The sequence below is a fragment of the Caballeronia sp. J97 genome (assembly GCF_905220305.1).
Taxonomy (GTDB): domain Bacteria; phylum Pseudomonadota; class Gammaproteobacteria; order Burkholderiales; family Burkholderiaceae; genus Caballeronia.
In genome coordinates this window covers 63,854-82,580 of sequence record NZ_CAJMZL010000006.1, presented here as the reverse complement: position 1 = coordinate 82,580, position 18,727 = coordinate 63,854, and the positions used below count along the sequence as shown (strand labels likewise).

Annotated in this window: 15 protein-coding genes and 2 pseudogenes; 4 read left to right on the top strand and 13 right to left on the bottom strand. The window is 57.2% G+C overall.

From position 1 onward, the window contains the following. Positions 1–111: 111 nt before the first annotated feature. From U4Y90_RS11420 to U4Y90_RS11410, 3 genes are read right to left on the bottom strand one after another with little or no spacing between them, the layout of a single operon-like run. Positions 112–534: a Rid family hydrolase gene (locus tag U4Y90_RS11420; RefSeq protein WP_321794678.1), complete on the bottom strand. Its 423-nt coding sequence runs from the start codon at positions 532–534 to the stop codon at positions 112–114. Positions 535–589: 55 nt separating this feature from the next. Beyond that, positions 590–1,774 carry an MFS transporter gene (locus U4Y90_RS11415; protein WP_321794677.1) on the bottom strand — a complete coding sequence of 395 codons (1,185 nt, stop codon included), beginning with the start codon at positions 1,772–1,774 and terminating at the stop codon, positions 590–592. Between the two features lie 53 nt (positions 1,775–1,827). After that, on the bottom strand, positions 1,828–2,754 hold the full coding sequence (locus U4Y90_RS11410; protein WP_321794676.1) for an MBL fold metallo-hydrolase: 927 nt from the start codon (positions 2,752–2,754) through the stop codon (positions 1,828–1,830). Between the two features lie 521 nt (positions 2,755–3,275). Here U4Y90_RS11410 and U4Y90_RS11405 point away from each other — a divergent pair. After that, positions 3,276–3,638: pseudogene (locus U4Y90_RS11405) on the top strand (hypothetical protein); the annotation flags it as partial. Between the two features lie 228 nt (positions 3,639–3,866). Here the strand turns inward: U4Y90_RS11405 and U4Y90_RS11400 are convergent. The 3 genes from U4Y90_RS11400 to U4Y90_RS11390 all read right to left on the bottom strand — a co-directional run bounded on the left by U4Y90_RS11400 (position 3,867) and on the right by U4Y90_RS11390 (position 7,913). After that, positions 3,867–5,363, bottom strand: a complete 1,497-nt coding sequence (locus U4Y90_RS11400; protein WP_321794674.1) for a M81 family metallopeptidase — start codon at positions 5,361–5,363, stop codon at positions 3,867–3,869. A 42-nt stretch (positions 5,364–5,405) separates the two neighbouring features. Beyond that, positions 5,406–6,710, bottom strand: coding sequence for an MFS transporter (locus tag U4Y90_RS11395; protein WP_321794673.1), 1,305 nt, complete (start codon positions 6,708–6,710; stop codon positions 5,406–5,408). A 102-nt stretch (positions 6,711–6,812) separates the two neighbouring features. Continuing rightward, a complete protein-coding gene (locus U4Y90_RS11390; protein ID WP_321794672.1) occupies positions 6,813–7,913 on the bottom strand; it encodes a porin in 1,101 nt (366 codons plus the stop codon). 337 nt (positions 7,914–8,250) lie between these two features. Here U4Y90_RS11390 and U4Y90_RS11385 point away from each other — a divergent pair, with 337 nt between their 5' ends. After that, positions 8,251–8,898, top strand: coding sequence for a cupin domain-containing protein (locus tag U4Y90_RS11385; protein WP_321794671.1), 648 nt, complete (start codon positions 8,251–8,253; stop codon positions 8,896–8,898). Between the two features lie 239 nt (positions 8,899–9,137). On the opposite strand, the gene U4Y90_RS11380 is transcribed toward U4Y90_RS11385, so the two are convergent. From U4Y90_RS11380 to U4Y90_RS11360, 5 genes are all read right to left on the bottom strand, one after another. Beyond that, positions 9,138–9,935 (bottom strand): ABC transporter permease, encoded by a 798-nt coding sequence (locus U4Y90_RS11380; RefSeq protein WP_321794670.1) that lies wholly within the window; start codon positions 9,933–9,935, stop codon positions 9,138–9,140. Position 9,936: 1 nt separating this feature from the next. Continuing rightward, a complete protein-coding gene (locus tag U4Y90_RS11375; RefSeq protein ID WP_321794669.1) occupies positions 9,937–11,199 on the bottom strand; it encodes an ABC transporter permease in 1,263 nt (420 codons plus the stop codon). Beyond that, positions 11,196–12,260 (bottom strand): ABC transporter ATP-binding protein, encoded by a 1,065-nt coding sequence (locus tag U4Y90_RS11370; RefSeq protein WP_321794668.1) that lies wholly within the window; start codon positions 12,258–12,260, stop codon positions 11,196–11,198. The genes U4Y90_RS11375 and U4Y90_RS11370 overlap by 4 nt, the downstream gene beginning before the upstream one ends. Positions 12,261–12,338: 78 nt before the next feature. Continuing rightward, entirely contained in the window at positions 12,339–13,388 is a 1,050-nt protein-coding gene (locus tag U4Y90_RS11365; protein WP_321794667.1) for an ABC transporter substrate-binding protein, read from the bottom strand. Positions 13,389–13,610: 222 nt separating this feature from the next. Then, positions 13,611–14,525: a LysR family transcriptional regulator gene (locus tag U4Y90_RS11360; protein WP_321794666.1), complete on the bottom strand. Its 915-nt coding sequence runs from the start codon at positions 14,523–14,525 to the stop codon at positions 13,611–13,613. Positions 14,526–14,636: 111 nt separating this feature from the next. Here U4Y90_RS11360 and U4Y90_RS11355 point away from each other — a divergent pair, with 111 nt between their 5' ends. Beyond that, the gene (locus U4Y90_RS11355; RefSeq protein ID WP_321794665.1) at positions 14,637–15,191 is read left to right on the top strand and encodes a 2,4'-dihydroxyacetophenone dioxygenase family protein; all 555 of its coding nucleotides are present in this window, start codon (positions 14,637–14,639) and stop codon (positions 15,189–15,191) included. Positions 15,192–15,337: 146 nt separating this feature from the next. Here the strand turns inward: U4Y90_RS11355 and U4Y90_RS11350 are convergent, their stop codons facing one another. Next, the gene (locus U4Y90_RS11350) at positions 15,338–16,591 is read right to left on the bottom strand and encodes an aspartate aminotransferase family protein (RefSeq protein WP_321794664.1); all 1,254 of its coding nucleotides are present in this window, start codon (positions 16,589–16,591) and stop codon (positions 15,338–15,340) included. Between the two features lie 404 nt (positions 16,592–16,995). On the opposite strand from U4Y90_RS11350, the gene U4Y90_RS11345 reads away from it, so the two are divergent. Continuing rightward, positions 16,996–17,682 (top strand): cupin domain-containing protein, encoded by a 687-nt coding sequence (locus U4Y90_RS11345; protein ID WP_321794663.1) that lies wholly within the window; start codon positions 16,996–16,998, stop codon positions 17,680–17,682. A gap of 124 nt (positions 17,683–17,806) precedes the next feature. On the opposite strand, the pseudogene U4Y90_RS11340 reads toward U4Y90_RS11345, so the two are convergent. After that, positions 17,807–18,718, bottom strand: a pseudogene (locus tag U4Y90_RS11340) (LysR family transcriptional regulator). Positions 18,719–18,727: the final 9 nt, after the last annotated feature.

The window sequence follows — 18,727 nt, the reverse complement described above, 5'->3', positions numbered from 1 at the left end:
AGGTACGACTGGTCTAAGCAGACTACGCAGCCGATTCTATGGCCAGGCAGCGCTCGCGGCTCTTCACGCTGGAGGTGCGATCCCCGGATCGAATCTCCAAAGTGCGTGTCGTCACCTGTAGGCGACGACACTGATCTCGACGCGCATCCCGGGATCACCCAGGACAGCCACCCCTAACGCAGTCCACGTTGGTTTGTGATGCTGCATCCGACTGGCGAATTGTTTTACCACCTCAGCGGTCGCAGCCAGGATGTAGCCATCGGGCTCCGGTCGGTGGAACGTATTGACATGGGCAACGTTCGACCAGTCCAGACCTATCGCACCGAGCATGACAGTCACGTTGTCGAATGCGCGCGCGACCTCCTGCTGAATCGTCACACCGGGCGGATAATCAAGTGTCTCGGGATGATAGCCGCCCTGCCCCGACATTTCGACACGGCCGCCCGCTTCGAAGATCTGGGAATAATTAAACTCATTCGTCTGCTTTGCACCGTATGGACCGGGCGCGTACACCCGGAAGCTCTTTGTACTCATACCTGCCCCCTTTGAAATGACATCAAATTGCCCGGTGGATGGCGCCGCACTCGCCTCACGCTTTTCGGAGAATGAGCCCGGCAAGCCCAATCATTACGGCAGCTGTCCAGAAGGTGATATGCAACCCCAGCGTATCCACAACAATCCCCCCGCACGACGAACCCAGAGCAATCGCGACCTGAGTGACAAACGCAAATAGAGCGGAGGCAACATCTCCGCGCCCGTCGAGCTTTTGTGCATTCCACAGACTCAAGCAAAGCGGAATGGCTCCCATTGCCGTGCCCCAACAAATAACAAGCGCGATCGTCAGCGGAACCGACGCGAGACTCAGCGGAAGCGCGAAAACCGGGACGAACATGAGACCCACCGAGATCGCCAGTGTTCTTCGAAGATCGCGGCCGACGAGGTAAGTCGCACAGACGTTCGATATGAAACCCGCAACACCGTACGCAAACAAAACTGCCGTAATTGCAGACCCGCCGATACCTGATTCACGCATGATCGGCGTAACAAACGTGTAACTGGCAAAGTGTGCCGCTATAACCAGCCCGATCAACGCCATGCTTTTGAGTGCATCCCTGTGTCGAGCCGCGCCGATTAGTGATGAAAAATGCAAGGTTGAGTTCATTTTCATCTTCGGTAGCGTAAGCATCTGCATAGCAAAAGCTAACGCTCCTATCGCTGCGGCGACTGCGAACGCTCCACGCCACGAGGTAAGTTGGGCAACATATGTCCCGATTGGCACACCAAGGATCATTGCAGCAGTGACACCCGCGAAAACAGCACCCGCGGCCTTGTGTGCTGACTCAGCGGATACCATCCGGCCAGCCACAGAAAGCGCCACTGCCCAGAATGCCCCCAACCCCATCCCGACCATGGCCCTGCTGGCTAGGATCATATTGAACGACGTGGCGCAACCGTTCAGGATACAAGCTGCCACGAGCAATGCTGTCACTGCCTGCAGCAACCGCCGGCGATCGATGCGGCCGGCAAGCAGCATCGCCGCCGGTCCGGACAACGCGGCAAGCATACCTGGCATGGAAAGCATCAAGCCGGCACGTCCCGGCTCCACGTGAAAGGTCTGCGCAATCTCCGGTAAAACACCGACAGGCAGAAATTCAGCGCTGACGAAGCCAAAGGCACCGAGCGTCAATGAGAAAACAGCCACCCAAGATCGCAAGCCCGACGACTCTGTTACCGCGGGTAAAACGGCTTCCTTTATTACATTGTCTTCATACACAACAAATCAGTCCTATATTTACAACAAATAACATCAGCATTCTTTAACCTGACTCAGCCAGGATAGCGATCACCAAAGATCATCGGTATCCATGAAAAACCTTTTGAATCTTTTCGGATATGACCAATGCCCGGATATCGAAGGTGTGGGGCCGCGACCAGTGCGCCTTCTGCTGCCAGCTTGGAGAACATCGCGCTTCGTGTTTCTGCAGCTCGATCGGGATCAACGTCATAGGTTATCGAGACCTCCGGTGCTCGAAACTGAACCGCCTCCACGTGCACCATGTCGCCAACGAATACCAGCGATCCGCCACCTGTTTTGATCGTGTAACAGGCTGAACCCGGTGTATGCCCCGGGCATGGTGAAGCAGTAATGCCTGGCAAAATTTCAACTTCCCTATCAAACGTTTGAACCTGTCCCGACGCTACATAAGGCCCAATGGCATTACGCATCTGCTCGTAAATATCGGCCATGTCTTCAGGAAGATATCCCGCTCGACCCGATTCTGCGGGATCGAGAAAATAATCGATATCCGCCTGTCCAATGTGCACGACCGCGTTCGGAAACGTTGGCTCGCCTTCGCTTACAAGGCCACCCGCGTGATCGGCGTGGGCATGTGTAACGAGAATGTCGGTCACATCACGCGGGTGCACCCCAGCGTAGGACAGATTCTCGAGCATCCTGCCGCCGACCTCGCCGAAGAACTCGCCAGCCCCGACGTCGATGAGAACTCTCCTGTCCTTGAGCTCCACCAAAAAGACGTTAATGGACGTCTCGATATGCTCAGGGAACAGATACTCACCTAAATACTGCTCTAGGACCTCTTCACCAATCCCCTTAAGGACCTTTTTCGGATATAGCGGTACGCTGCCGTCCGAAAGCGCCGTAACGAGGACGCTCCCAACTCTAAACCGGTATGCTTGTGGTAGCTGGCGGACGACGCCAGGCAAAGAAACGAACGATGGCGCAGATGTACACATGTTAGAAAGTCCTTTCTATCGGAAATGGAAGGCGATATAAAACGTCAGCTTGGGGCCGACAGATACCCTCAGATGTCCATAACACTTTCATATGCCCGAGGTCGGTCACATCTGCAATATGACTAGATTTTGTGCCATTGTACTAGTATTATCGTACCGTTACAACTGTCGATAGCGTATTGATGGCGGGCGCAGTTACTGCGCACCTGGGAGAGCAATTCCCCAGCTTTTGACGCGAGACAGAAATAAAGACTATGCTGCGGGCATAAGCCGTTGCTTCGGCGTCACGCCATCAAGGCCCATGTTGGGGCGTTCCTGATTGCATTGCCCCATCAATCGGTCGCGAAGGGCTGCACATGCGCTAGATCATCCCGGTAGTACTGATATGACTTTCCGTGTCAAATGCGATCGGTTTTACTTGTTTCCTCCGCACGGCATATGAATTTCCTGAGGGCGACGTAGCAGTAAGTATCGACGGTGGATCGCACTGATATCCGCGGGTTGGTTACCTTCGGCGTCGGCTCGTTCCTGTCACGCCGTATATTGCCGCGACGGAGGAGCTCCCGTTTGCCTTGGCCGCCGAACTGATTCCAAAGGGGCGGATGGTTGCGGACACAAAGCGTGCGCTCTACGCGATACGCTTGAGCCCGGACAAAAAGCGAATTCTCTTCGCCGGCCGCGCGGTATTTCGCGACATACCTGAAATGGAAGCTGCGCCGATTCTTCACGGGTTCATGTCCGGCGTGTTTCCGCAGTTGAAAAACGTGCGAATCACGCACTGCTGGAAGGGGCCGGTCGCCTTTACGTTCGACGGCCTGCCGCACATTGCGCAAGCCGACGCGTTGACTTTGTCGGCGGCTGTCAGGGCAACGGGGTTGCGATGATGAGTTATCTCGGTGACTGCGTGGCGGGGAAGCTACTGAACCCGAACGCTGGGGGCAGCGCTTACGACCTCCAGAACTTTCCGTCGCGCCCCTTGTACAACGGCGTTCCCTGGTTTTTGCCGGCCATCGGCGCTTACTACCAGTTCCGGGACAGGATGGACCGAGCAATGGGTTGATAGTTGTTCGACGCGTGCGGCCGTTGCCTGAGCAGTGGCCGCACGGACGCGGTTACGCTATCTCGACCGCGACCGGATTGAATTCAAACTTGTCAATTGGGTACAGCGGACGCGCCTTGACGAGTCCGAGCTTCTCCGGTTCATACATCGTCAAGCCCGGGGTAGCTGCGTTTACGCAGTCGCTCATCTCTGAGAATGACAGCTTGTAGTGATAGCCGGACTTCGCCACGATGACATCGTAGTCAGCCGGGTCGAGTTCCAGGTCCAGGAAACAACCGGGGTCCTGAGACATCAGCGCATCGCGCGTGATGACTACAGCAAAGCGGTCACCCTCCACCACTGCGTGCGGCCCGATTCGCAAGTCGGCTCCGCCAAGAAAGCTGCCCCTGCTTCGGAACGAGCCATTCTCTCGCACCGTGCGGACGGTGCCCGACACCTTGACCGGCGAAACGGACTTCGAATAGCAGCCGCCCAGGCTCAGGCTAACGCTGGCTCCTTCGCCTGCCTTTCTACAAACTTCAACGGCTTCAGGGTCGGTGACTGCGCAAAGGACTCGCCGGGATGACGCCTCGTCGGCTAGTACCTCGCCGAGGATATAAGCACTGTCGCCCGGTGCCCCGCCAATAACGCGGTCGCCGAAATCGCCGAACGTCACAGGCTTGGCATTGCCAGTGGCATTCCGTTCAGCAAGCACATCCCGCACCTTCGGCAGATTGTGCACAAAGCCATCTCGATTCACCCACAACAAGGAAGCTAGGTCATTCGCCAGTTCAGCAATCACTTCCTCGGAACCGCGGCTGCCGTAAACAATGACTTTCTGCCCCATGTCCTCAGCGTCGATGAATTGCTGGACGTTGAAAATCGACGCGTCAAGCAGCGCGGCGTTCTCGGCAACCCGCGCGGCTGCCAGCTGATGGATGGCGGCCAGCGGGCCACTGGTCGTCTCGTCGTTGCCACGAGTGAGCATCGGCACGCCCACAACCACACCGGCGGGACGTTCGCCCGTCGCGCAGATGTCTAGCAGCACGCGCATGGCTCGCTCGCCAGTGGCTGCAGGGTCGGCGTGAGGGTTGGTCTTATAACTTGTGGCAAAGGTGAGGTCTTTCAGGAGCTTCGTGGTCATGTGACCATGGAGGTCAAAGCCCGCAACGATATTGACATCCGGTCCGACGATTTCGCGGAGTCTCCGGACGAGTTCCTCCTCAGAACTGTCGTGAGTCGCTGTCTGCATACACCCGTGCAGGTCCAACGCAATCGCATCGAACTTCGCGCTATGCGCAGCATGAATGATTTGAGTCAGAATCGCTTCGAATGCTTCGTCGGAAACTCGCCCGCCTGGGCTCGTCCGTGCAGCAACCGTCGGAACGAGCTTGCATCCCGCAGCTTCCGCTGTCCGAATCATCCCGCCCAGTGTCGAATCGGCGGTCCGGTTTCGCTCAATCATGTCCGGGCCGAGTTCAATCTGAAAGGCGCTCAGCTCGGTCGGAACGGGATTCAGTCCGTTGGTTTCCTGGAAAATCTGCGCAATCAGAATCGTTGGGGCATTCATATTCGGTTCCTCTGTGCCCCGCCGTGCGGCGGGATGTGACTTTTAGCGAGCTGCAAATACGGCAGACGCTTCGCCCGCTTCCCGGCGACGGTGGAGCGCTTGCAGCCACACAACCGAGAACATGGAGATTGCCGCAATGATGCTGAAGAACACTGCCATCGGCCACCACTGACCGATGTAACGCTGGGCCAATACCGTGCCGAGCAGCGGCGTGAGACCGCCGAACGTCGCTCCGCCCAGTTGGTACGCGAGAGAAATGCCTACGTACCGGAATCGCGCCGGGAATACGCTTGCGGTGTAACCAGCAATGACTGCATAGAAGGTGCACAGTCCGACCATCGTCATGCCAATACCGAGCACCATCAAGCTGAAGACTTTGGTGCCAACCAAAATGAACATGGGGTACGGCAGCAGGATGGAGATGCCGGACGAAATGACAAGAAAGCGGAACGGCGAAATCTTGCTCGCAATCCAGGCGCCGATTGGCTGTGTCAGGAACTGGATGATGGCCACGTAGAAGATGCACTCAAGCACGAGCGCCTTATTCATGCTGAGGTACTGCACCGCGTACGTAATCATGAACGTGTTGGTGAAGTAACCGCCAGAGATGCCCAGCGCGTTCGCTGCGAGCGCCAAGAGAATAAGAGGCCATGCTTTCGTCCAGGCCTCGAAAACCGGCCGGTCGGAAAGCTGCTTCTTTTCCTTCATCTCCTCGAACTCGGGTGATTCGTTCACTCCAGTTCGGATGAAGATGCCGATTGCGAGCATAACGATGCTCGCCAGAAACGGAAGACGCCATCCATACGAGAGGAAGGCATCGTTGTCCATCGAGCTCACCAGACGGAACGAAAGGATGGAGAGAATCAATCCGGCCGGGCTTCCGAGCTGCGCAAAGGAGGCGAAGAAATTTTGCTTTTCACTCGGTGCATGTTCGCTCGCCATCAGCACTGCACCGCCCCATTCCCCGCCGACTGCAAGTCCTTGTAGAAGGCGCAATCCGATGAGCATGACCGGCGCGGCAATGCCAATCGATGAGTAGGTGGGCAGCAAGCCGACGCAAATCGTCGACACACCCATCAGCGACAGCGTGATAACGAGCGATTTCTTGCGTCCAAACTTGTCGCCCATGCGACCGAAGACGATTCCGCCCAGGGGGCGAGCAAAGAAGCCGACAGCAAAAGTGCCGAATGCAGCAAGGGTTCGCTCGAAAGGCGAACCACCGGGGAAGAACAACTGACCGAGCACCAGCGCAGCGGCGGTGCCGTAGATATAGAAGTCGTACCACTCCACCATCGTGCCGACGAAGGCGGCGACGGAAGCTCTGACGGGTTGTTTCTGTGTAGCCATGAAAGCACTCTGTTCTTGCAAGCCAAACTACTGCCTGACTCAGCTGGTATTTCAAAGAAGCGCAGGGCGATTTCGCCCTAAGCCGTGGTGCAACTTCTTAGGTTAGAACTTGTGGCGGATACCCACTCGAGCGACCAGCATCCGATTCGTCGACGATGCGGTCAGGCCGCCGACTTGTGCGAAATGAGCATCCGACGTTGCCTGTTGAGCGGCGACCTGCGCGTAGAGGTCAGTCCGCTTGCTCAGGAAGTAGTCACCCATCAGGCTGACCTGGTGATAGCGAGGCGTAGTGTCGTCGGCATGATTGATGCCGTCGGTGAAGTTGTAGCTGACCGCGCCGAAGATGCTCGGTGAGAAGAAGTAGCCCAAGCTAGCTTCGTAGTTCGCAAACCGCACATCGTGATTGTTCGAACCGCCGTGATAGACCGTGTCCGTGTATGACAGCAAGGCTTGCGCGTTACCGAACTTGGCAGACATGCCTGCTGCCAGTACGTTTTCGCTTCTCGCTGCCGCGAGGTAGTTGCCGTAGATGACGTTGGTGTAAGTGGCCGAATTCGCGAACGTCTGCAGCACGGCTGTCGCCGGCGAATTGATGTTCAGGTAACTCGCACCAGCGCTGAACCAGTCACGCGTGTAGCTTGCGCCAACGCTCCATGCCGAGTTCTTGCCGAACTGCCCAGGCTGCCCGCCAAACGAATAAAGTCCGCCGAAATTGAAGCCCGCGTAATCGACGCTCTTGAACTTGATAGCGTTGTCGACCCGAACGGTGCCGTCGGTCAAGTCCATGTCGTTAGCGTGGATGAAAAGACCGCCGCCCCAGATTTCGTTGGAAACATATGGTGAGATGAAATCAACAGTCGATTCATACTGACGACCTAATGTGACCGTGCCGTAGGGGCTGCTCAGTCCGACGTAAGCCTTGCGTCCGAACTCGCGACCGCCTTGACCAAGCTTGCCTGAACCAACGTCGAATCCATTTTCAAGATTGAACACCGCCTGATAGCCGCCCCCTAAGTCCTCTTGGCCCTTCAGGCCCCAGCGGGAACCCTGGATGTTGCCGGACGACATTTGGTAGTTGGCGTGGCCAGCTTGATTGTTCGAGTAGGTGATGCCCTCGTCGACGATGCCGTACAGAGTGGTGCTGCTTTGGGCAAACGCGAACGACGGCAAACCGAGTACCGCGGCGAGAATCGCTTTTGTCATTAGTTCTTATGTCCACGTGGTCAATGAAACCGGCTACAGGTATCGAATGGGCGCCCCGTCCGTCACCCCGACTAGACCCTACTTCAATCGTTAGACGGGTGCCTGTGCAATTGACGCAATGCTCATTGACCGAAATATGTGTGTCAACTAAAACGTGATGATGTACGTAATTTACTCCATACCAACTGTTGGGCTAATGGGGTTAACCCGACTAGCCGGGCCGGGTGAGCGGCATCTTTTTCAACCAACCGGACGGATGCTAAAATGTCCACCTGAAAATTTGTGTGTTTGGCGCCGTGGACGCGCCGAGCGCTCGCGCCCCTCGGAGAATTCAGACATGCCTGGTCAAGCGATTGTCACGCGTCGACGTAAGCCTGCCGTTCCCACAGCGAAGGCTGCCGCGAAAACTGTCGATTTGAGCGACGCCGACTCGCAGCCGTTGGACATTGGCAATCGCCTGAAGGAACTGAGAACAGCACACAAGTTGAGCATCCGAGGCCTTGCCGAGGCGGCAGGCCTGACTCACAGCACGATTGCGCAGATTGAAGCTAACAAGGTGAGTCCCTCGGTAAGCTCGATGAAGCGCATCCTGAACGTTCTGAATGTGCCGCTCAGCGAGTTTTTTGCGAAGGCAGAGAGCAAGAGCGAAGAGCAGGTGTTCTTCGAGGCGAAGGAACTCGTCGAGTTAGCAGACGGGAAAAAGTTGTCCTACCGCCAAGTCGGCAGCAATCTGAAGGGTAAAGCAATCATGATGCTTCATGAACGCTATGCCCCCGGCGCCGATACGGGCGAGGTCTACTCGCACGAAGCTGAAGAATGCGGTGTGGTCGTCAAGGGCAAGCTGATGATGGTTGTTGGTACGCGCGAGCGGTTACTGAAAAAGGGCGAAGCGTACTACTTCGACAGCCGTCAGCCGCACCGCATGTACAACCCGTTCGATGAAGAGTGTGAAGTCATCAGCGCGGTATCGCCGCCGACATTCTGAATTGGGTCAGGCCGCACACGCACGTACTTCAGTCTCCCTCCGGCGTAATTCTTCGTGGGCGGCTATGGCACAGGTTCTTCTGTTCTTCTCACGGGGTGCGCTACTTCGGCGAAGCGTCAGAGCGCGCACGAGTGCGTGGGACGTCGCTCTTGTCGCGATGGACGAATGAAAACCCCGGGCGTGTGGTTACAGACCCGGGGTAGTGGCGAGGGAGCAGCAGCGCAGGTGTTTGGATTCCGTTAAGCGGCCTTTGCTTGAGCGCTGCGTGCGATGCGCAGCTTGACCAGGGCCGAGCCCCCAATAAGCGTCATTGTCCCCAGAATGAGAATGAAAGCAGCTGCAGTGACGGCAGGGGTAATATTTTCACGCATGCTGGAGAACATTTGCAGCGCGAGCGTCCATTGATTTGGCCCTGCCACGAACAGCGTGATCACCACTTCGTCCAGTGACGTTGCGAATGCAAAGACAGCTCCAGATACGATACCGGGCATGGCGAGCGGCAAAACTACGCGGAAGAAGATACTAAACGGCTTCGCACCAAGGCTGCTTGCTGCCCTCTCCAGTGCGGGCGGTATTGCTGCCAGTGACCCCAAGACATTGACGAGAACGAACGGCAGCGCAAGCACGGTATGAGCGATGATGACACCCCAGTAGGTGCTCGAAATCCCCATCCGACCGAAAACAATCTGCGTACCGACGCCCAGTACGACCGCCGGCACGACCATGGGTAACAGGAAGACGGTCTTGATTGCACTTGCGAATGGCAGCCTCTTGCCTCGAAGTCCCATCGCCGCCATCGTGCCGAGAACCGTTGCCAGCGCCGTTGAGCCGAACGCGATAATCAAGCTGTTGACAATCGAGTGGTGCCAGAGGTCACTGTTGAACAGCGTGTCAAACCAGCGCATCGAAAAGTGATGGATGGGGTACGTCAGGAAGACGTTCGACGTAAATGCGAGCGGCAAAATCGCGAGAATCGGTCCGATGAGGAAGACCATCACTGCGACCGCAACGAAAGCGGATGTCAATTTTTTCAGCATCTTAGTCACCCATCAACGCGTTTGACTTCGACACGCGCGCGTAAAAAGCGTACAGCACGAGTGTCGCGCAGAGAAGAATGAGACCGAGTGCAGCAGCTCGTCCCCAGTCGGCCGTGCCCGTCGCATAAAAGGCGATGACCGAGCTAATCATCTGGTCGCCCGCTCCGCCAACAAGTGTCGGAGTGATGTAGTAGCCGATCGCCGACATGAACACCAAGAGCGCCCCTGAAATGATGCCGGAGCCGATGAGCGGCAACATGACCTCGAAGAAGGCGGTCAGTGGCTTGGCGCCAAGGGACGATGCAGCGGGCATCAGATTCTTGGGGACAGCCTGAATAGCGCTGTAGACAGGCAAAACCATGAACGGAAGCAACACCTGCGACATCGCCAACAGGACGCCGGTTCGGTTATAGATGAGCTGCAATGGATGCGAGATTGCGCCGACTGCAGTCAATGCGTCGTTGATGACCCCATGGTCTTGAAGAATCACAACCCACGCAGCAGAACGCACGAGCAACGACGTCCAGAGTGGGATAAGCACCATGGTCAGCATCAGATTGCGACGCCAGCCGTCTACTTTTGCTGCAATCAGAGCGTAGGGAACGCCAATCACGACGCAGATGAGTGTCACGAGGAATGACACCAGGAACGTGCGACCGATGATGAGCCGGTTCGCTGATGTGCCCTCCGGCATGGATTCGATGTCCCCATCCGCGTTGTGATGCAGGTCAAGCGCCGCCAAGAGGTTGTTATCAGTCAACACGTGAGCGTCGTGCTTGATAGTGTTCCAGTAAGCAGCGTCCGACCAGCGCTCGTCGACTTCGGAGAGCTTCACCGTCGCAAGATTGCCATCCGCTCCAAACACAGCTCGCTGGGTCTTCGACATGAGGCTTCGAAAGCCAGGACGGTCTGCGTTCAGTTGCCGAACGGCGTCGCCAAGCTTTTCCTGATTGTCCGCGCCCCATGCGACGTCGCTAACCAGAGCCTGCTGGACCGACTGTGGCACGGCGGACTTGCCGTCCCACGCCTTAATGGCCTTCGCTGTCTTCGGCATTCCCACTACCACGACGTCGTTGACGACCGCAGTCTTGAGAACGTTATAAAGCGGCGCGATGAAGAATACGAGCAGGAACAGCGCCAGCGGAAGAATGAGCGCAATAGCCCGAAGGCGGCCGTTTCCTCTCAGCTTGCGCCGTGGTTGCGGCCGTTGACTCGGGCGCTCTGCCGACACATAGTCGTTGACGTTAGCTTGTGCCTGCTTCATTGCGACACCACTGCACATGCGTCTGGCGAGAACGATACATTCGTGACCTGTCCCACGACAAAGAAATGCGTCGGGCCACTTACCCGAGCAGCAAGCTTAGTACCGTGGCAATCAAGGTGGACGCGAGTATGGTCGCCCTGAAAGACTAAATCCTCGACCACGACAGGGAGGCTATTAGCGTGCGATGTGCTTTCGCCTATCGTCAGCGCTTCGGGGCGGACGGACAAAACAATTTCCGAACCTTGCTTCAGGACGTCCGTTGCACGGCCAGAAACTCGCGACCCGTTTGAGAGATTGATTGTTGCGATGCCATTATCTGTACCGGCGACCGAGCCCTTCATCAGGTTTGTCTCGCCGATGAACTGCGCGACGAACTTGGTCTTCGGCCGGGAGTAGATGGCTTGCGGTGTATCAATCTGCTCGATTTTCCCGGCATTGAAGACAGCAATGCGGTCTGACATGGTGATCGCTTCATTTTGGTCGTGCGTCACGAACACGACCGTCAGGCCAAGGGACTTGTGCAGTTCTCGCAGCTCGAGTTGCATGTGCTCGCGAAGCTGTTTGTCGAGTGCGCCAAGAGGCTCGTCCATCAACACGACCTTCGGCTCGAAGACCAGTGCCCGTGCGAGCGCAATACGCTGTTGCTGGCCGCCGGACAATTGAGAAGGCTTACGTGCTCGCGCAGCTGTAAGCTGAACCATATCGAGCGCTTTGTTGACCCGAGTCGCCATCTCGCTCTTTGAGAGGCCTCGCATCTTGAGCGGAAACGCAATGTTCTCGGCGATGCTCATGTGCGGAAACAACGCGTAGCTTTGGAAGACGACGCCCATGTTTCGTGCATGCGGAGGAAGATGGTCAACTCGGTTACCGTCGACCAGAATCTTTCCGCCGGTCGGGGTCTCGAAGCCAGCCAACATCATGAGCATGGTGGTCTTTCCAGAACCGGACGGACCCAAGAGGCTCACGAACTCTCCCCGGTTGATATCGAGATTCAACCCATCGATTACCTTGACATCACCGTAGCTCTTCGACACCGCGTCGAAACAAATAAATGCACTCACATCGACCTCCAAAAATCTTTGTCTCTCTAACTCGAGCCTTATAGTTTCAGGGCGCCCGCAGGCGCCCTGCCAAAGCATTTACTTCGCCAGCCATGCGTTGAAACGCTGCGTCAGCGGTCCGACGTTGTCGGTCCAAAAGTCAGCATCCAAAGGAATCGCGGCCTTCAGGTTTTCAGGAGCCGTCGGCAATTCGCCCGCGTACTGCGCCGGCACCATGGCCTGCGCTTTGACGTTGGTCATACCGTATGCGATGTACTGCGGCAGCTTCGCTTGAATCTCGGGCTTGCTCGCATATGCGATGAACTTCATTGCGTCCGCCTTATTAGGCGAGCCCTTGAGAATCACCCACGAGTCGACTGCGTAGATGCTGCCCGGGAAGACGAACTTGAAGTTCTTCTTCTCACTTCGGTCGATACCCGTGATGCGGCCGTTGTAGGCAACGCTCATGACCGCTTGGCCTGAAGCAAGAAGCTGCAATGCCGTAGCGCCGGTGTCCCACCAGATAACGTCGCCTTTAATCTGGTCGAGCTTCTTGAACGCGCGGTCGACGCCTGCCGGCGTGCTCAGAGTTTTGTACACGTCCTTCGGTGCGACGCCGTCGGCCATCAGCGCAAACTCGAGCGTGTATTTCGGACCCTTTCGCAGGGCGCGCTTACCAGGAAACTTCTTCGTGTCCCAAAAATCGGCCCAGCTGGTGGGACCGTTCTTGAGCGTGTTGCCGTCGTATGCGAAACCGGTCGACCACACCATGGTGCCAACGCCGCACTCGCTCACCGCGCTCGGGATGAAGTTGCTTTTTCCACCGAGTTGCGACCAGTCCAGCTTCTCGAAGAGGCCGTCCGAACAGCCCTGCCCCAAATCCTCCGACTCGACCTCAACCACGTCCCAGTTCGGTTCGCCAGCCTTCAGCTTTGCCTGGATGACGCCGATACCGCCGTCCCAGCTCTGGTCAAGCACGGGCTTGCCAAGAATTTGCTGGAACGGCTTGAAGTTGATTTCACGCTGAGCGTCTTGAAAGTTGCCGCCCCACGAAACGACAGTCAGGTCGCGTGCCTGTGCGAACGACACTGCGCTTGCAAGCGCGCCGGCGACACACAGCGCTGCCAAGGATTTGAGCTTTACCACCACGTTCGACCTCTCCTGAGTTTGTTTTTCAAGACGGCGTACGACGGTCGAGCCGATTTCTGCTGACCATTCGCACGAGACATCTATCGCGCATCGGACGTTAAAAGCTCCGATAGACAACAATATTTGTCATCAAAACCCAGCCGTCAAGTTTTAATTACAGGTGGACGCAAAATAATCCATGATGAGCGTGCTTATGACCATCTTTAGCGAGGTCTTTCGGGGTTAACCCTTATCCGATAAGGCTGTGCGCCATGGTTCAGCACCTTCGCGGAAGTGCGCTTGCATGAAGTCAAGGAACACGGAAATGCGCGTGTTGGCGTGTTTGTGCCGCTCGTAGACGAGATAGAGAACCTCTTCTGTTTCGTTTATCTGACCAGCCAAAATTTCCTCGACCACACCGGCCCGAAGGTCCGTGCTCAGATGATACTCAGCCAGTCGTACGATGCCCGAGCCCGCGCGCGCGAGCGCGAGAAGCATGTCGCCGTGGTTAGCGCCGTAAGTTCGGCGCAGCGCTGGGTCCGGATTGACAGTTTGCGACGCGAGCCAAGCGTTCCACTGGGTGCGCTGCGTGAAATTGAGCGTGACGTGGTGCTCGAGGTCTTGGAGCGTCTGCGGTCGCCCGTGCTTGGCTAGATATTGAGGCGAGGCGCAAGCGACCCATCGGCTTGTCGCAAAGCGTCTCGCCACAAGCGCGGTATCGGGGAGCGACCCGCTTACAATCGCGACGTCCGATTGGCGGTCCAAGAGCGCACGGGCTTCTGTGCTCAGAAGAAATTCGACCTGAATTGCAGGATAGGCCTGCTGAAACATCGGCATGAGCGGAGCAAGCTGATAGATGGCGAACGAGGGTAAGCAGCTAATCCGCAAGGTCCCCGTAGGTGTTGGCTTCGCCACCGACTCAGCGTCGTGCAATGCGGTGAGTGCTCGGCGTGCCGCTTCAAGGAAGTTCTCCCCTTCACGCGTCAGTCTGACGCCCTTGGAAGAGCGTCGTAAGAGCGTGCTTCCCAGACGCTCTTCGAGCCTGGTCATCGCCTTAGAGACTCCCGAGGGTGTCAAGTTGAGTCTGCGCGCCGCACTTGTGAAGTCGCCCGCGTCCGCAACGGCGACGAACACGCTCAGCTCAGAGAATCTGTCCATCGCTCACCTTCACCTATGACTGGGCGTCACAGACAGGTTGACCCGTTATGTCTCGACGCATACGACAACCACTATCACAATGCCGTCACACCCCCACATAACGAGGCAGTAATGGCAGAAAACGATATCTTCCGCGCTCCGGTGACCAAGCCGGACCGCAGCAAAGTCCCTTTCCAGCTCCCGCAACCGGCAGGCGTGAAGCCCGAGGTATATATTCACGGTGCGCTCGACCTCGACCGCGACGACAACGAGTGGGTTCCCCAAGCTGAGGGCATCAGCTTCCGACCATTGCTGCTGGACGCAACGAGCGGCTACTTTGTGAACATCCTGCGCGTGCGCAAGGCGGGTGTCCTCTCCCGGCATCGCCACAGCGGCACTGTGCATGCGTTCACGCTGCGCGGGCGCTGGCACTACCTCGAGCACGACTGGGTCGCAAACGCCGGTGACTACGTGACCGAGCCGCCAGGCGAGACGCACACGCTCGTCGTCCCTGACGATGTCGAAGAAATGATGACGCTGTTCCACGTGTCCGGCGGCTACACGTATGTCGACCCGTACGGCACGACCCTCGCAGTCGAGGACGTCTTTACCAAAATCGAACAAGCTCGCAAGCACTTCGAGAGCATCGGTCTGGGTGCAGACTACGTGAACAAGTTCATCCGCTGACCGAACACCGACGAAGCCCCTGAGACTTCGTTTCAAAATGGGCGCGTGCCATCGGCATGCGCCTTTTGCTTTTCTCGACACCAACTTGTTTCTCAGCGTGTCGAAAAAAGAGGTGACCTTAGGTCACCCCCAACCCTCCGTCAGACTTACGCGCCCACACCCACAACGGCCCTCGACATCAACTCTGCGACACGCTCAAAGGCAACCTGCATTTCGGCGACAACGGCCGCGTCGTGCGCGAACGAAATGTACATGCGGCCATACGGCGACGGCATAATCAGAATGCCCTCGCGACGCAAATGCATGTGCAGTGCCAGCGACAGTTCGTTGTTCACAAGCGCGAGGCCTTCGTCGTACGTCTTCGGCGGCGTTTCGCTAAACCAGATGCTGAAAACATTTCCGTAGCCGCTGGTGCAGACGGTCCTGCCGTGTTTCGCGAAGCTCTCGATAATCGACTCACGCAGAATATTGCCGTGCGCTTGAAGCGCCAGATAATCTGCCTTCTCAAGCGCCGGCATCGTTGCGAGCACCGCAGCGCAAGCAATGGGGTTTCCACTGAACGTACCGCCGCGCAGCGCGCGACCTTCTTCAGCGACCTTCATATACTCAGCTTTGCCGACGACGGCCGACACAGCGATGCCGCTACCGATGGCTTTGCCTACAGACACCAGGTCAGGGTCAATGCCGTAAAGGTGCGAGGTCAGGCCCGCGTGCAGACGGAAGCCCATGAGCACCTCGTCACAAATCAACAGGGCGCCGTTTTGTCGAACTGTCTTCTGGAGATGCGCGAGGTAGCCATCGACCGAAGGGATGCACGCTGCGTTCGCGAGCATCGGCTCGACCAAAACTGCCGCGATGTCATCGAACTCGGAGAACACCTGCTCGACGTCATTGAAGTCGTTGTAGCGGATGACGGTCACGTAACCGTTCGAGGGGCGCTGGCCGGGCTTGAAGCGAGCTTCAGCCGAGCCGACATTGCCAAACGCGACGCCATCGAGCCAACCGTCGAAGCCAGCCGCAATCTTGACGATGCGACGCTTCCCGGTGGCAACACGAGCAACGCGGCACGCGAGATGAACCGCTTCGCTGCCGGAGTTGGTGAAGATGACTTTGTTCAGGTTGCCCGTGCGCTGCGCGAGCGCTGCCGCCGCAAGCTCTTCGCTGGGGTGATTGACCGCAGGAAGCGGATTGGTCAAAAGAGCGGTGGACGCCGCTTGAATTACCGCATCCGGAGCATGGCCAAGGATAGTGCCGCCGAACCCGAGCACAGTATCGATGTAACGCTTTCCCGATTCATCCCATACGTACGGTCCGCTGCTGCGGGCAATCGCGACAGGCTTGCCGTCCATAAGCGGAAAACAACGCGCCGTACTCGAAACATCACCTACCAGATAAGCCATCTTGCTTCCTTAAGCAATAAGTCATCGGCCAGCACCCTGTGGTGTGGCCACCGTCAACCGTGTCTCCGCATTTGCACCGGGGTCGGAACGCCCGCGCGCGGCGCAGTATCAAGCTTTCCCGGAAGTGTGATGGTGGACGTCAAAACGGTCAATGGTTTTTTTAAAATCCGTTTTGATGTTTGATGTTCGGCCGCGACAGAATGCCTGTTCCGGCCCTACTCAGAGTCTGTCGGCGACTCGTCACTGGTCGAAATCCCCTACCCACGTGCCTTCTGCCGACGTCAAAAAAGTCCACCCGACCCAACTTGATGAAATTTCCCGCTTGTCGGCATCAAAGACGCATGTATTATTCGATACTTATGGACGTTTAAGTATCCAACACTCCTATTAAAGGCGGAACGGACATGCGGGAGGCAGCAGCACAGAAACAAGAGGAAGCGGCGGAAGAAGGTCGTCAGAAGCGATTGAGCAAGCGCCGAGCTACACCGGCTAATGCCGTGCCGAATATCGAGCGGCCGCCCCTTGAGGGGGAGACGCAAGACGCATTGGACATTGGCAATCGTCTGCGCGAACTGCGGACGAAGCATGGCTTGAGCATACGTGCACTTGCGGAAGTCGCCGGGCTCACCCACAGCACGATTGCACAGATAGAGGCAAACAAGACGAGCCCTTCGGTTGGCTCCATGAAGCGTATCCTCGATGCGTTACATATCCCCCTGAGCCAGTTCTTCGCCGACGCGGAGGCTCAGACTGAAGAGCAGGTCTTCTTCGCCGCGGATGAACTTGTTGAACTTGCTGACGGCAACGTCCTTTCCTATCGCCAAGTCGGTAAGAATCTGGCTGGCAAGGACATCATGATGCTCCGCGAGCGCTACGCCCCCGGCGCCGACACCGGCGAGCCTTATTCGCATCAAGCGGAGGAGTGCGGCACGGTCATCTCAGGCAGACTCATGATTGTTGTAGGAACTCGCGAGCGGTGCTTGAGTGCTGGCGAGGCGTACTACTTCGATAGTCGCGTACCACATCGGATGTACAACCCGTTCGATGAAGTATGCGAAGTGGTCAGTGCGGTATCGCCGCCGACCTTTTGAATTCATTCCAGCGTAGAGAGTGCATCAGCACCACGCCGACTGCTGCAGTGCCAGCCAGCGGTAGTTCTCTACGGATGGTGCGTCCGCTTCTTGGACAACTGTCTAGCCTAATCAAGCATTCGATCTATCGCTCGGCCATCGCCACCTTCTTCGTTTTGGCCCGCCACGGCTCTTCGCCCAGATGCATGTGTTCACGAATGAAGTCCACAAACGCGGATACGCGCCGACTCATGTGTCGATGCTTCTCGTACAAGGGGTAGATTGGCTCCTCCGTCGTCTCGGCGCCTTCAAATAATTCGACGAGCGTTCCGCTGTCGAGTTCGGACCTAACGTTGTACTCGGCCATGCGGGCAATTCCCACCCCCGCCTTGGCCATCGCCATCACCATCGCGCCATCACTCGCGCCGAAGGAGCCGATGTTCTCGAAGACATGGTGATTGCCACGCGAGTCAGGAACCGCCTACGTGTTCCAACGCATGGCGACCGTGAAATTCAACGTGATGTGGGAGACCAGCGGGTCCCGTGTTGTGGGAACACCGTGCGCCTTCAGATAGGAAGGGGAAGCGCATATGACCCATCGCGCCGTAGCGATGCGCCGACCGACCACGCCTGATTCCGGGAGCATCCCGCTGGTGATAGCCAATTCGACGTCTCGCCCAAGCAGCTTGCGCTCATCAGTTTCCAGCTGGAACTCGATACGAACTTCGGGATAGAGACGGTGAAATTCCGTCATAACAGGTGCGAGCTGGCAGGCGGCAGACGCCGGCAAGCAGTTCACACGTAGAACGCCTCGAAGGTTGCCGTACACAATCCCATCGGCTTCTTCGATGGCGGCCAGCGCTTTCCGAGCCGCAGCAAGGTATTGACGACCTTCCTGCGTGAGCACGATGCCTCGCGGCGACCGGCTTAAGAGCTTGGTGCCAATGCGCGCCTCGAGCCGTGAGACCGACTGGCTGACCCCTGATGGTGTTAGGGACAGTTTTCGAACCGCGCGTGAGAAGTCGCCGTTCTCAACGACCGCAACAAACGAAGACATTTCGGAGAA

Bases quoted from the DNA above. Each gene is read 5' to 3' on its own strand.
- U4Y90_RS11420 (WP_321794678.1), bottom strand. From the start codon at position 534: ATGAGTACAAAGAGCTTCCGGGTGTACGCGCCCGGTCCATACGGTGCA.
- U4Y90_RS11410 (WP_321794676.1), bottom strand. From the start codon at position 2,754: ATGTGTACATCTGCGCCATCGTTCGTTTCTTTGCCTGGCGTCGTCCGC.
- U4Y90_RS11400 (WP_321794674.1), bottom strand. From the start codon at position 5,363: ATGAATGCCCCAACGATTCTGATTGCGCAGATTTTCCAGGAAACCAAC.
- U4Y90_RS11395 (WP_321794673.1), bottom strand. From the start codon at position 6,710: ATGGCTACACAGAAACAACCCGTCAGAGCTTCCGTCGCCGCCTTCGTC.
- U4Y90_RS11390 (WP_321794672.1), bottom strand. From the start codon at position 7,913: ATGACAAAAGCGATTCTCGCCGCGGTACTCGGTTTGCCGTCGTTCGCG.
- U4Y90_RS11385 (WP_321794671.1), top strand. From the start codon at position 8,251: ATGCCTGGTCAAGCGATTGTCACGCGTCGACGTAAGCCTGCCGTTCCC.
- U4Y90_RS11380 (WP_321794670.1), bottom strand. From the start codon at position 9,935: ATGCTGAAAAAATTGACATCCGCTTTCGTTGCGGTCGCAGTGATGGTC.
- U4Y90_RS11375 (WP_321794669.1), bottom strand. From the start codon at position 11,199: ATGAAGCAGGCACAAGCTAACGTCAACGACTATGTGTCGGCAGAGCGC.
- U4Y90_RS11360 (WP_321794666.1), bottom strand. From the start codon at position 14,525: ATGGACAGATTCTCTGAGCTGAGCGTGTTCGTCGCCGTTGCGGACGCG.
- U4Y90_RS11355 (WP_321794665.1), top strand. From the start codon at position 14,637: ATGGCAGAAAACGATATCTTCCGCGCTCCGGTGACCAAGCCGGACCGC.
- U4Y90_RS11350 (WP_321794664.1), bottom strand. From the start codon at position 16,591: ATGGCTTATCTGGTAGGTGATGTTTCGAGTACGGCGCGTTGTTTTCCG.
- U4Y90_RS11345 (WP_321794663.1), top strand. From the start codon at position 16,996: ATGCGGGAGGCAGCAGCACAGAAACAAGAGGAAGCGGCGGAAGAAGGT.